This is a genomic window from Humiphilus diazotrophicus, from assembly GCF_059726315.1.
This window is the reverse complement of sequence record NZ_AP040870.1, coordinates 6346974-6360451: the sequence shown is the minus strand read 5'-3', so window position 1 is coordinate 6360451 and position 13478 is coordinate 6346974. Positions and strand designations below refer to the sequence as shown.

At 52.2% G+C, this 13478-nt stretch carries 9 protein-coding genes; 3 read left to right on the top strand and 6 right to left on the bottom strand.

Translation table 11 applies throughout. From position 1 onward, the window contains the following. The first annotated feature begins 80 nt into the window (after positions 1 to 80). Positions 81 to 395: a helix-turn-helix domain-containing protein gene (locus tag AC6I7T_RS25870; protein WP_497790662.1), complete on the top strand. Its 315-nt coding sequence runs from the start codon at positions 81 to 83 to the stop codon at positions 393 to 395. A 159-nt stretch (positions 396 to 554) separates the two neighbouring features. Next, on the top strand, positions 555 to 1856 hold the full coding sequence (locus AC6I7T_RS25865) for an outer membrane protein assembly factor BamB family protein (RefSeq protein ID WP_497790661.1): 1302 nt from the start codon (positions 555 to 557) through the stop codon (positions 1854 to 1856). Between the two features lie 193 nt (positions 1857 to 2049). Here the strand turns inward: AC6I7T_RS25865 and AC6I7T_RS25860 are convergent, their stop codons facing one another. The 6 genes from AC6I7T_RS25860 to AC6I7T_RS25835 all read right to left on the bottom strand — a co-directional run bounded on the left by AC6I7T_RS25860 (position 2050) and on the right by AC6I7T_RS25835 (position 11815). Further along, positions 2050 to 4701 (bottom strand): ABC transporter permease, encoded by a 2652-nt coding sequence (locus AC6I7T_RS25860; RefSeq protein WP_497790660.1) that lies wholly within the window; start codon positions 4699 to 4701, stop codon positions 2050 to 2052. Beyond that, complete coding sequence (locus tag AC6I7T_RS25855) at positions 4698 to 5051, bottom strand: PadR family transcriptional regulator (RefSeq protein ID WP_497790659.1); 354 nt, start codon at positions 5049 to 5051, stop codon at positions 4698 to 4700. The genes AC6I7T_RS25860 and AC6I7T_RS25855 overlap by 4 nt, the downstream gene beginning before the upstream one ends. A 335-nt stretch (positions 5052 to 5386) precedes the next feature. Further along, complete coding sequence (locus AC6I7T_RS25850) at positions 5387 to 6712, bottom strand: Gfo/Idh/MocA family oxidoreductase (protein WP_497790658.1); 1326 nt, start codon at positions 6710 to 6712, stop codon at positions 5387 to 5389. Between the two features lie 197 nt (positions 6713 to 6909). Next, positions 6910 to 8997, bottom strand: a complete 2088-nt coding sequence (locus AC6I7T_RS25845) for a bifunctional diguanylate cyclase/phosphodiesterase (RefSeq protein WP_497790656.1) — start codon at positions 8995 to 8997, stop codon at positions 6910 to 6912. Positions 8998 to 8999: 2 nt separating this feature from the next. Continuing rightward, the gene (locus AC6I7T_RS25840; RefSeq protein WP_497790654.1) at positions 9000 to 9569 is read right to left on the bottom strand and encodes a YfiR family protein; all 570 of its coding nucleotides are present in this window, start codon (positions 9567 to 9569) and stop codon (positions 9000 to 9002) included. Further along, a complete protein-coding gene (locus AC6I7T_RS25835) occupies positions 9566 to 11815 on the bottom strand; it encodes a TonB-dependent receptor plug domain-containing protein (protein WP_497790653.1) in 2250 nt (749 codons plus the stop codon). Before AC6I7T_RS25835 ends, AC6I7T_RS25840 begins: the two co-directional genes overlap by 4 nt. A gap of 588 nt (positions 11816 to 12403) precedes the next feature. Between AC6I7T_RS25835 and AC6I7T_RS25830 the strand changes: the two genes are divergently transcribed. Beyond that, positions 12404 to 13390: a DMT family transporter gene (locus tag AC6I7T_RS25830; protein ID WP_497790652.1), complete on the top strand. Its 987-nt coding sequence runs from the start codon at positions 12404 to 12406 to the stop codon at positions 13388 to 13390. The last annotated feature ends 88 nt before the right edge of the window (positions 13391 to 13478 follow it).

Below are 13478 nucleotides of genomic sequence, written 5' to 3'. Positions count from 1 at the left end.
CCAGAGAATACCGGGAGCATACCTGCATCCACTTGCCCCTGCAATCACCCATTTATTGCTATATTAATGATCGGTATAGCATGCCCAATTTCGATGACTACGTAATTGATGTGCTGATGCGGGACCTGGTCGGACACGACCGCCGCCCAGTGAGCTTTCTCATTTACCTGTGGCTCTCAGCGGAACAGATGCGCAGGAAGGCAGAGGTGCAAGTGAGCTATCAGGAACTGGCCGAAGCAGTAGGAATATCGAAAAGTTCCGCGCAAGCTGCGGTTGGATGGTTACTCCAAAGAAAACTCCTGGTAAGCAGAAAAGAGAGCGTTACCGCAATTCCCTGTTATTCCGTACGGACACCGTGGAAAGATCACGTACGAGGCTCCAGCAGTCAGGGTTAGCATTCCATAGGTTGTTCCTGCGATGCGCTCGCAAGAAGAGCATTGAGTTAACTAAGAGGTAAAACGTTTGAGGGAGCACAGCCAGCTCGGTTAACTAAGATCATTCCTTCTTTCTCTTATCACAGACAAAACCGACATTCTCCGATTAGCATGCCGCGCATGAAGATTCTTCCTTTTGTTGTTGCTCTATCTTTTTCCCTGCCTATGTTCGGTCAAGATGCAGGAATGTTCCGCGGAAATCTCCAACATACCGGAGTCTATAAAGCTGCGGGCGTAACACATTTCAACGGCATTCAATGGAAGTTTCAAACCGGAGGCCGCGTTATCTCCTCTCCGGCAATCGTCAATGGCACAGCCTATCTTGGGAGCACGGACAAAAATCTCTATGCCATCGACGTTCAATCGGGAACGCAAAAATGGAAGTTCGCCACGGAAAGCGCTATTACCTCTTCTCCTGCGGTGAAGGATGGAACAGTCTACTTCGGCAGCTATGACGGTTACTTCTATGCTCTCGATACTGACGGAGGTAAACTTCGCTGGAAGTTCCAGACAGGAGGTGAGAAGCGTTTCACGGGTAAGCACCTTCACGGACTGCAACCGGAAGCAGAAGCTATGCCCGACCCCTGGGACTTCTTTCTATCTTCACCGTCGATATGGAACAACACCGTTTACTTCGGTAGTGGAGACGGAAACGTCTATGCTCTGGAAGCGACCTCCGGCAAATTGAAATGGAAGTTTCAAACAGGAGATGTAGTCCACTCCTCTCCTGCCATCGCCGACGGCTCGTTGTATATAGGTAGTTGGGACAGCTACCTATACAAGCTGGATGCTTCGACGGGGAAAGAGATATGGAAGTTCAAAACCGGCGAAGATCCGAACATCCACAACCATGTCGGAATTCAATCTTCTCCTGTCGTAGCCGATGGGCTGGTCTATTTCGGATGCCGCGATAGTAATGTCTACGCAGTCGATGTGCAGACGGGCAAGCAGCAATGGTTCTTCTCAACCAACGGCTCCTGGGTCAACAACTCTCCCGTGGTGTACGATGGCAAGCTCTTCTTCGGAACATCCCTGCCGGGACTCATGCATGCAGTCGATGCAAAGACCGGAAAGACAGTATTCTCACTGGAGACCAAAGTTCCGGTCTTCTCTTCTATGGCAGTAGCCGGCGATGTTCTCTATCTGGGGACATTCGATGGCAAGCTTACCGCCGTCGATCTAAAAGCACAGAAACCGGCATGGGTCTTTCAAACTGATGCAGCCAAACAGAACGCACCCACTCTGATCAACCCGGATGGGACGTTGAAGTTTGAAGCTGCCATGACGCAGAACTTCTATGACGATATGGTGGTGGGAATAAGCAAGCTATTTACGCTTGGAACAATTCTCTCTTCGCCTGTAGTCGCAGACAACGTGGTTTACGTCGGAAGCACAGATGGCTATCTGTACGCATTGAAGTAAGCAGTCACGATCCAAGGTCCCCGGCAGATCCGATGCCGACCTGCCGGGGTGGAGAAGTGAAAGTGAAGCACCAGCTAAGTTCGGTTACGTATTGAGGACTCAATACGGTAACCGAGCGATACTTTTAAGGCTTCATTCTGTTCGGTTGCCCGGATATCCCTTGTACCTCAAAATACTTCAGTAATAGCGATGCCTAGTTCGTTCGTAGCGCAACCATGGGATCTACCTTCGAAGCCTTTCGTGCCGGGAGATAGCCCGCCAGCAGTGCGATTGTTCCCAACAGGAGCACCATTGCGGTAAAGGTTAGTGCGTCGGTAGGAGCGGTCCCAAAGAGCAAGGAAGCAATCAGGTGCGCTACTCCAAAAGACGCAATCACTCCAATGACGATGCCGAGTAATGCCAGCTGCACCGTTTCCCCTATCACGCCGAGTTGTACGCGCGTTTGTGTTGCACCGAGCGCCATGCGGATACCGATCTCCTGCGTCTTGCGCGTAACGGAGTAGGAGATAACTCCATAGATTCCAAGCGAAGCCAGGAGCAGGCCTAATCCTGCAAAAATCGAGACCAGCAGCACGAAGAAACGTCGCGGCGAGGTTGCATGATCGACCAGATTCTGAATCGGTTTGAACTCCGTTGCAGGTTGTCCCGGATTGATCTGCCGCAGCATGCTCATCACGCTCAAGGCCAGTGCGGAAGGAGGCATCTTGGAGCGTACGACTAATAATGTGCCCTCCGGTCCGAAATTCTTGTTTGCCGGAACATACATCTGTGCCCCGGCATTGTCTTCGGCATTCGTCTCATGCACATCGGCGATGACACCGATTACACGAGATTCTCTGCCCCCGGCATATGCTATGCGATCGATCGGATCCTGCCCCGGCCATAGCTTTTTTGCAACTGTCTCGTTGATGATTATTACTTTCTCGTTGTTGGCGAGATCTTCCCAACGGACGTCTCGACCTCGCACCAGGTGCATACCCATCGCTTTCAGATAACCTGGCGAAACGAGGTAGACGAATACTCCGGTGAAATCGCCGTCTTTGGGGGATTCTTTTCCCTTAGCCGCGATTCCCCAGCTCCGGTTACGACTCATCGGCAGATTGTCGGTGATGCCGGCCACTTCAACCCCAGGAATCATGGAGGCCCCTTGCACGACTTCCTGCCAGATGGCCGTTCGCTTGGCAGAATCTCCTCCATCGTTCGAGTCCACGCTGATGGCGGCCGCATGACTTGGTTCAAAACCTAGATCCACATCCATTACCCGCAAAAAGCTGCGCAGCAGCAAGCCTGCGCCTACTAGCAAAACGCAGGCAAGTGCCAATTCCGAAATTACGAGTACTGAGCGCATACGTTCATGTTTTTTGCCCTGACTGCTTCCATGCCCGCTGTCTTTGAGTGCTTCCTGCAAATCCTTTCGAGAGATCCTTAGTCCCGGAGCCAATCCGAAAAGCAGTGTAGCTGCCAGGGTGACCAACAATGTCCAGCTAAGTACGCTGTTATCGATTCGGACGCTGTTGAGCAGCGGTAGCGCAATGGATTGCTGATGGGCAAGATAAGACGTAACTGCAAATGCAATTCCCAGACCGAGAGCTGCACCCGCTGCCGAGAGCGCCAGACTTTCGGTAAGTAATTGGCCGATCAACCGGCTGCGTTTTGCTCCCAGGGCACTACGCATGGCGAATTCCTTGCTGCGCGACGCCACGCGGGCCAGCAGCAGATTGGAGAGATTCACGCAGACAATCAACAGGATCATCCCTACGGCACACCACAATACAATCAATGACCGCCGTAGCTTGCCACTGATGTACTCTTTCAATCCTGAGAGCTGCCCGGTATAGCCTTTTCCATACTCCGGGTGTTTATGTGAGAACAAGAGTTGCGGAAAGAGAAGATCCGCTTCATTCTGCGCCTGAGCCAGAGAGGCTCCGGGCTTCAGCCTGCCGACCAGAGCCAGATCGTTTCCGTCTTCGCGGAAGTTATCCATGATGTAGGGAACGAAGAGATCGATTTTGGCTCCCGGCGAAAAGACCGAGCCGAAATCGAAGCTCTCCGGCAAGACGCCGACCACGGTTACAAGCGTGTTGTCGAGATTGATTGTCTGGCCGACGATATTGCGATTCCCTCCAAGCTGCCGTTTCCAGAAGGCATAACTTAGCAGTGTTACTGGTGCGGCATGTTTCAGATACTCTTCGGATCGGAAGAGGCGTCCTGCGGCAGGCTGGAGGCCGAGCGTCTCAAAGAAGCTTTCTGCCACCAGAATGCCGGTAACCGGCTTTGGCTGGTCACGGCCCACAAGCTTGAAGTTATCGGGTCCGGTGAAGGCGAAGTAGCCGCTTACGGATTGAAAGGAGCGGTTCTGCTGCTGGAAGTCCTGGGTGGCATCTGCTGAGTAGGTTTTGCTGGACTCGCCGGTCTTTGCGTTTTTCTGCACAATCCTGACCAGCCGCTGCGGCTCGGGAAAGGGCAGCGGCCGCAGCAGAATCGTATTCACTACGCTGAAGACGGCGATGTTGGCGCCGATGCCGAGGCCAAGAATCAGTATCGCGACAAGGGTGAAGCTGCGGTCGCGCCGCAAGGTACGAAACGTAAAACGCAGGTCCTGGAGGAGAACATCGAGCCAGGGAAGCCCGCGCGCCTCTCGCTGACGTTCGCATGCCTGCTGGACACCTCCGAAGCGAACCAAAGCCTGCCGCTTGGCTTCTTCCGGAGACAGGCCACGATGGATGTTTTCCTCAATGGCCATTTCCAAATGAGAGGCGATCTCATCCGCCAGTTCGCCATCGAGCGGCTCTTTACGGAAAAAGGAGCGGAGACGATTGAACCATTCTCTGGGAGCATGAGTCATTGCTCACCGCCTTCAGCCTGCATGGTAAGGACACGGCCCATTACGTCCGCCAGCCGCTGCCAATAAGCAGTATCCTTGGCGAGCTGTTTCTGCCCAACCCTGGTGATGGAGTAGAACTTGGCCTTGCGGTTATTGTCGGAGGTTCCCCACTTGGAGGAGATCCAGCCGCGCTGCTGCAAGCGAACCAGGGAGGCATAGATTGTGCCCTGATTCAGCAGAACTTCGTTTCCGCTTACCTGCTCGATGCGCCGGGCGATCCCGTAGCCATGCAGCGAGCCCATAGCGGCCAGCGTTTGCAGAACCATGAGATCCAGGGTGCCCTGTAACAGATCCAGTTTCGATTCAGCCATTTTCTTCTCCTGTGGCCGTGCCACATAAATATCGCACAGTTTGCTGTGGTATGGCCACAGGAAAGTTAAAAACATCGTTTAGTGACAAGATGGTGCAGGAAAGGAATGTCAAGAGAAAGAATAAGGCGGGCAGAGAGAGTCATTCTCTTGATGTCCGCCTTTATAGAGCAAAACCAGCGTAGGTGTATCCCGAACCACAACTCCCTACGCAGGTTTTCCGTCGAGAAAACCTGCACATCGCCGAATTTGGATAAGACATAGTAACGCTGGTTTTGCTCTAGAACCCGGAAGTCCGTTGTGAACACAAGCCTTCCGGGTACGATACCTCAATATGCCTATATTTTCGGTTCCCAACCTTTCTCATAGGCTCGGGTTCTCATCTTGGTTGCTTCCGCGTCTCCGATGAATGATCCCGTATTTGTATCAAGCTTGAGCTCCCGATGTAGCTCCCAAGCGATGTTGGACATTAACAGGATCGCTACTGAAATACTGGCTTCATCGATAGGTGAATCGAGCTTCGCTCCGTTCCGTATTCCGTCGATGAGGTTCTTGAAATGGAGGTCGGTCATGGAATCGCGTCCAACGAGATCGGCACTTGAGGTTTTGCCTTCCTTTGGAACGCGATACTGATCGATCATCTTGCCCTTGAGATCGCGGACTTCATAGCCATCACGATCTACGATGACTGTGCCCTCGGTGCCGTGAATGGCGGCGCCACGATCGCGATCATAGAGGGGCATTCCGTTGCAGCTCATATCCTCCCAGGAGATGAGCTTGTCGGGATATTCAAAGCTGGTAACCAGGGTATCGTAGAACTCCCAATCGTCTTTGTAGTGGTATCGGCCACCGGAAGAGGTGATCCGTTCGGGCCACTTAACATCCAGAGCCCAGCGGCAAACGTCCACTTCGTGAGTGCCATTATTGAGCGTCTCGCCCGTGCCATAGATCTTGAGCCAGTGCCAATTGTAGGGATGGATGTTGTCCTTATAGGGACGACGGGGCGCAGGACCCTGCCACAGATCCCAATCGAGATTGGCTGGAACAGGTACAACCTTCCCCACGCCAATCGACTTGCGAATATTGCTGTACCAGGCTTTTCCGAAGTAAGCGCGTCCAATCAGGCCGGAGTGTATTTTCTGAACGATCTCGATGGTGTGCGGAGAAGACCGCTGCTGGTTCCCCATCTGCACCAGCTTTCCATACTTCTTCTGCGCCGCAACGATAAGTTCGCACTCACGCGGGTTATGGCTGCAGGGCTTCTCGACATAAACGTGTTTCCCGGCCTGCAACGCCGCAATAGTCATCGGCGTATGCCAATGCTCCGGAGTCGCAATCGTAATGACATCGATATCCTTCGATTCGAGCGTTTTTCGAAAATCCTTGTCTGTCTTCGGCGCTGCCCCCATATCTCTCTCGGTAGCAGCAGCAAATTTACTGAGGATAGTGGAATCGACATCGACAACATGAGTAATGCGCGCGGAGTTCTGGTTCGCCTTGATCGACGAAAGATGAGCATAGGCGCGACCGTTCAGACCAATCACAGCAAAGTTGAGACGCTCGTTTGAGCCGACAATCTGAGAATAACTTTTTGCGGTGCTGGCAATGGCAAGACCTGCCGTAGTCGCGGCAAGGCCCTTGGAAAATTCGCGGCGAGAGAGCATGAGTTCTCCTGTAGGGCTGACATTTTAAAGCATCGATTGCTCTCTTAGGAATTGGGTCGAAGATTGGCAGCAAATCGCGCCACAAGAATTGAGGGGCTCAACCTCTGTGCCAAGGGCCCAGAAAGCGCGAAATAACTGGAGAAATAGCAAAAAAGAGCGTAAGTGGAGCACCCAATGCCTCCACCGATCTCGAACAGTTATGTGATCGAGGTATCCGACAACTGATCGGAAGCCACCAGGTCGCCTCTCTCTTCCGAGGCCACCTCTTTCTCAGGAAAGAGCTGCTTCAAACGCGCCATCGGATGGGCGGAAGGGCGGCCTAAAAGGAAGCCCTGTACCTCGTCGGCTGCAAGTTGACGAATCAGATCCAGCTGCGAGGCTTCCTCGATTCCCTCCACGATTACGCGCATATTCATGTTATGCGCCAGTCCTATCAGCGAGCGAACCATAGCAATAACTTCCTGCTTTGAATCCATCTCCCGCACGAAAGAACGGTCTATCTTCAGAGCATGGAAAGGCAGGCAGGAGAGATAGCTCAAGCAGGAATAGCCGGTGCCAAAATCGTCGATGGCGAGATCGACTCCTAGCTCACGCAATCGTCTCATCTTTTCGGCGGTGCGCTGCAAGGAGCCCACCATGACAGTTTCTGTCAGTTCCAATTGCAGCAGGTCCGGACGAAGTCCAGTTCTGTCGAGTATTGAGGCTATCTCTTCGACAATATCGTCGCGATTGAATTGCACACTTGAAATATTCACTGCTACCTGTATGGGATATGGAGCCAAAGCCTGCCACTTGCAGGCTTCCGCACAGGCCATCTCCATAAGGTAGGGACCCAGAGTGTTGATAAGTCCACTCTCTTCCGCAATCGGAATGAACTTAGAAGGAACGATCGCACCTAAGGTGGGATGGAACCAGCGCGCCAATGCTTCGAAGCGAATCAGTCTCCCCGACCGCACCTCGAACTCGGGCTGATAATGATTGGTGAGCTCGCCACGACTAATGGCTCCGCGTAGCTGATTCTCCAAATTCAACCGCTCGCGCGCCAACATGCCGAGTTCGGGACGGAAGAATACGGCCTGATTTCTCCCAGTTCGCTTCGCTGCGTACATGGCATTGTCAGCCTGGCGCAGCAGGTCGAAGCCCTCAAAATCGTCGTCGGACAACATACTGATTCCGATGCTGGCTCCGATCGTAATTTCATGGCCTTCAATCAGAAATGACTGAGCGAAGCAATCGAGTAAGTGATGTGCAACACTGGCAGCCTCGTCCCTCGACGTCAAAGCGGGCAGAATCACGGTAAACTCATCTCCGCCAACCCGGGCCATTGTATTCGGTGGATTCACCCTGGACTGCAAACGAACACCTACTTCGATCAGCAGCAGATCGCCAAGCGAATGACCGAGACTGTCGTTCACCAGCTTGAAGCCATCGAGATCGATATAGAGCAGCCCTACCGTCTGACCATCCTGTTGCGCCGCCATCAATGCCTGCGTCAGCCGCTCTCCGAAGAATCTGCGATTCGGTAATCCGGTCAAGGCATCGGTATAGGCTTCGCGCTGCAGCTCTTCCTCAGCTTTCTTCTTCTCGAGAGCACGCCGCTCCAATTCGGAAAGCATGCTGTTAAAACCAGTCCCCAGATGTGCAATTTCGTCTGTTCCGGGGATTTCAACACGAGCCGCAAAATTCTGGCTCTCGGTCACCTCTCGCATCGCTTGAGAGAGATCCAGAATTGGCTTCGAAATTTTGCGCTGCAGTAGCAGTCCTGAAACACCTCCAAATAGGAGTGCGCCAACAGCCAGAAGGCTGGCAACGAGCAACAGCTTATTTCTTCTCTTCTCCAGATCCAGCGAGTCGGAGGTAACAGAAAGAGTTCCAAGAAATTCATCCTGCTGCCGCACAGGACGGATGACATTGCAGTATTTGCATCGAGGGGCCAAAACCTGAGCCCGATTTTTCGGACAACTTGGTGTGTCGGAGTTTCTGCGGTACTCCGCAAATAAGTTGTCCGTCATATCGTAAAGACATGCGGATACAATGGGCGGCTCTTTTCGTAATGCTTCGAGAACCTCCACCGCTGCGGTCTGATCGTTAAAGGAGAGAGCCGCGGTTGAATTCTGACCGACCACATCGGCCAGGGTAGAGAGACGGCTTTGGAGAAGCGATGTCGAACTTACCCAGTCGAAGCTGGCCAGAGCTATGACCAGACTTATCAGCGACACACTGCTGGCAACAAGGACCACCATTGTGATCTTCGAGGCAAAGCTATTGGAGTGGAAGATGCTCATCCCTAGCCTCGCTTCCCTGCGCGCACGATCTCTGCCAGATTCAGCAGGCGTGAACTGATCTTGAGCCCCCCGGATTGCACTGACTCCAGGTTGACTTCAATTTGGATATGGTCTCCGACGAGGACAAGCCCAACCATTCCGCCATCGCGGGCAAAACTGTCGGTCTCGCCCACGCTGAGAATGTTCTTATTTCTTACTTTGTCCAGTACCGAGTGAGTCTTCTTGGGAGAGGAGTAGGCAATATAGACGATGTCGCATTGCGACAGCTGATCGTCGGTAGGAGCAATTACCACACGAATCGTCCGTGCACCGCTATTCTTTCCAGTAATAACCTTTTGGAGGATATCTCCCATATCTCCATCTCCTAGGTATCCGACAACGAGTTCCTTGCGGAGATGAGGCCATTCCACATACTTCGTGAGATTGAAGACAAATGCAGCGCGGACGGAATTCTCTTCGTGCTGAGCCCTTGCGGATGACGCCGAAAAGACAACGAGGAGCGTGAACAGAATCGATAGAATAGATCTCCATCTCACGAAAGCTGCTCGTCTTGCCGCTCCACGATCGTTCATTTCTTGCTCCATACAGAGTGCAGTGGCAGTCGATAGGAAACCTTGAAACGATAGGCTCTTCCATCCTGCTGTACCGCGGGTTGGACTAATTCAGGGCCAATAGGGGTATACCATTTCCGGTCGAAGAGATTATATGAGCTGAAAGAAAACTGCCATCCTCCCCATAGGGGCTGTGTCGATAGTGTGGCATTCGTTAATAGAGAAGAAGATGTGTTCGAGCCAAGATAGTTCTTCTGTGCTCCGGTGTACAGGATCTCCAGGCCTAAAGCTCCATAGCTTGAAATAGGCAAAGTGCCGTTGAATTTAGCTAAATGCGATGGAGAGTTAATCAGATTCCGATCTGTAATCCGTTCATGTCCCGTTACATAGGTGTAGCTAGTCCGTGCAGCCCATCCGGATTTCGTCGCGGCATCGAGCTCGATATCTACACCTCTGCCCCGAAGGCCGTTGCCGTTTACAAAATGCCTTTGTCCGGTGTCGGGATCCATCTGGTCTACAATCGCATCGTCCAGATCATTGAAAAATCCATCGACAGTTAAGGCCAGCCATGGCGTTAGCCTGCGATCCAAAACCAATACATGGGATTCGAAATCTTCCGGATCAAGATCTGCACTCGGTGCAGCGACGTCGATTTTGTCAAGATAATAAGAGTCATAGGCATTCGGAGCCCTGAAGGAATGCCCAAAGATATACTTCAGAGAAGTCTTGGAATTAGGGAGATAGATGAACGCGATTCGAGGACTTATGGCCGTACCGAATAAATTGTAATGATCTATACGCCCGCCCGCGTTCACAGTCAAATGATGAGGCAAATTCAGCTCTAGCTCACCGAATTCGGCTATCAACCAAGGTTTCCTGTGATCGTTGAGTATCGTCGCCCCAGGGATATCGTAGTTCTTCTGATCGACACGGAAGTTATACTCCGCATTCAAGCCAACCACAAACCGGTGGCGTCCAAACTTGTGTCCTACTGCTACTTCACCCCCACTCCAATCTGCGGTTGCCTCATCGATCTCTACAGTGCGATCCGACAAATTGCCTGTGCCATATGGATAGCTCGCCCAGAAGCGGTAAGCATCGTAATACCCTCTGACGTCCACATCGGTCTTCGGAGAAAGGTGCCAGTGATAGCTGGCATCGAGTAACCCACGCGTATCGAGCGAGCGGTTTGCGGGATCGTTAAATATAGTCCCATAAGGCGCCGTCGGCACAACCTTCAGCCGTCTGGAATATACCCCTTGAACTCGTAGCTGTCCTCGTTGCAGATCGATAAAGCTCTGGGTGTAGCTGTCTCCATCCAAATTCTGGGCAATTCCGTTATTCGAATCCGGAGCATCGAATTCGGGATAGTAAAGACGGGAAACGCCTTGACTCCGGTACATAGTGCCGGACACGAGTCCCGAATAACCCCCATTCTTGAAGATGGCGGTGATACGACCGTTCCTGCTCAAGAAAGATCCTGTACTACCGGCAATCTCAATAGACGATGGTTTGCTGGGCGATCGGGTAATGACGTTGATAACGGCCAAAACCGCATTCGTTCCAAACATGGAAGAACTGGGTCCGCACACAATCTCTACGCGCTCGATCAGGTCCAGATCTAGAGGGAATTCTGTACCGATCTGAGCGCTGTCATACACATTTTCATTGACTCGATGGCCATTGATCAGCAGAAGATACCGGGCATTGAAATCACCACTCTGAAGAAAGCCACGTACGCCCAGATAGGAGTAGTTACGGTCATTCGCGGTATAGAATCCACGCGCACTGCGAAGAACCTCTGCCAGGGTACGCCAGCCATAACGCACAATCTCATCCCTGGTAATAATGGTTACTGGCGACGGAGCCTTTCTGGGGTCCTCCAGATGGCGTGATGCAGTTACGATTTTTACCTGCATCAGTTCTTCGATGGACAAGGAAGTCAGATCTTGAACGCCTGTCTCCTGAGCTATACCCGATTTCGAAATAGCTAGCAGACATAACAGACTGAGGATGGCAATCCAGACTTGCCGTAAGGCGCAGATCCTGGGCTTCATGATCCGGTGATCGGCGCACCAGTCAAAAATCTTATAGTTCCTGAAAGAATTCGAAAGAGGCGTTATCCCAAAGTAAGACGAATGTGCAGTTGCAACTTCACCTGTTCCCTCATCGGCAAAAAACTGTCCCGAGCGCAAGATATTGCGAAGAATAAGTCCGAGCTTCAGGCAGAGACGATAGTTACGCGAATTTTCCCGCTCTCGCAGCACAGCACGCCATTTCTTTCACGCAAACCTCAACTCTGCTTGCGTGACAATGACTAAACAAACTGCACACAGGAAGCGAAACCAGGATGAGCAGCGGCTGCTCGATACAAGTTACGGCCTGACACCAGGGGCGATTCGATCTGTACCCGAGTTGTCTTTCCAGTCACCTTTCCTTAGCGTGTTTAGACCAAAACCTTTTATCACTTTTTCTATTCTTATCGATGTAATCTCTGACACAAAATATCTATCTACTACATTCCGTCTGTCGCGTGAATGCATATAACAGATCTGCGCCGTATCTGACTCTGGAACTATCCTCAGAATTATCTGTCACTTATACGGATACAAGCCCTCAATAACTGCTTCATATCTGACCTGTGCAAAGCAACAGGCACACGGCTTCATCCGAAACCAGCGGTCAAGGGAAGAGGCACTTTGAGGAATTCGCGCAGGCTGGAGGCAGAAGGGCAAAAATGAATTGCCTATCCATATGGTTCAGCTATCTTTAAAGAAAGAAGCAGATCTGTCGCCAGACGAAGAGCCCACCCCGCAATAGCGATTTCTTCGGACACGAAAAGGAGGAATACCCGATTGCCTGATTCGCATAAAGGATTGCGACTCCGTGCCCACCTGTTGATGCTCTTTGTGGTAATGGTCTGGGGAAGCACGTTTGTCCTGATAAAGAATGCGTTACAGGACATCTCTCCCCTGCTCTTCAACCTGTTGCGTATGATCCTCGCCTTCGCGGCGATGGCATTGGCCTACAGAAGGCATTGGAAGCATCTGACACGAAGAGCGTGGGTTAGTGGCGCGGTAGTTGGGCTTTTCCTGGCAATGGGTTACCAGTTCCAGACTGCGGGACTGGCACGGACAAGCCCCTCAAACTCCGCCTTCCTGACAGGGCTCCTTGTAGTGCTGGTCCCGCTCTTGTCGATATTTCCCTGGTTGCGGGCAAAGGGTGCTCATGCCTCCGGTTGGAATGCCTGGGTGGGCGCGGTAGCCGCCTTTTTCGGCATCGTGCTCCTGACAACCCCCTCTGGCTCCGGACTGAAGCTTACGGCAATGGGATTGGGCGACATCCTCTCCTTATTCTGTGCTCTCGGATTCGCCTTTCACTGCCTGGCGTTGTCGCACACCGCCCCCCATGTCTCCTTCAGGCAGCTGGCTCTCTTGCAAGTTGGCTTCTGTTCGTTATTCATGGCGGCGACCACACCATTTCTGGAAGACTCGTTTCTGCACCCTAGCTTACGTCTTTTCAGTGCTTTAGCTATTGCCGCCCTTTTGGCTACCGCTGCAGCTTTCAGTATCCAAAGCTGGGCGCAATCGATCCTGCCGGCCACGCACACGGCCCTTTTGCTGACCCTGGAACCGGTCTTCGCCTGGATTACCTCATTTCTCTTCCTAAAGGAACGCATCGGGCTCAGATCCGGTGCCGGGGCGATCCTTATTCTGTCTGGAATCGCCATTACCGAATTGCTGCCTTCAGCACATCCTGTAACCGCGCACGAATTGTCGGAATCTGATGAAGAGGTGCTCACAGTGCCAGCTCGTGACATGACTACGGGAAATCGCGTCTAATAGAAGATACGGTCATCAGGAAATCCGACAAGAGTCGGGAAATCGCCAAATGACTATACTGTGAGTCTGGAAACCAAGCGTCCTGGAA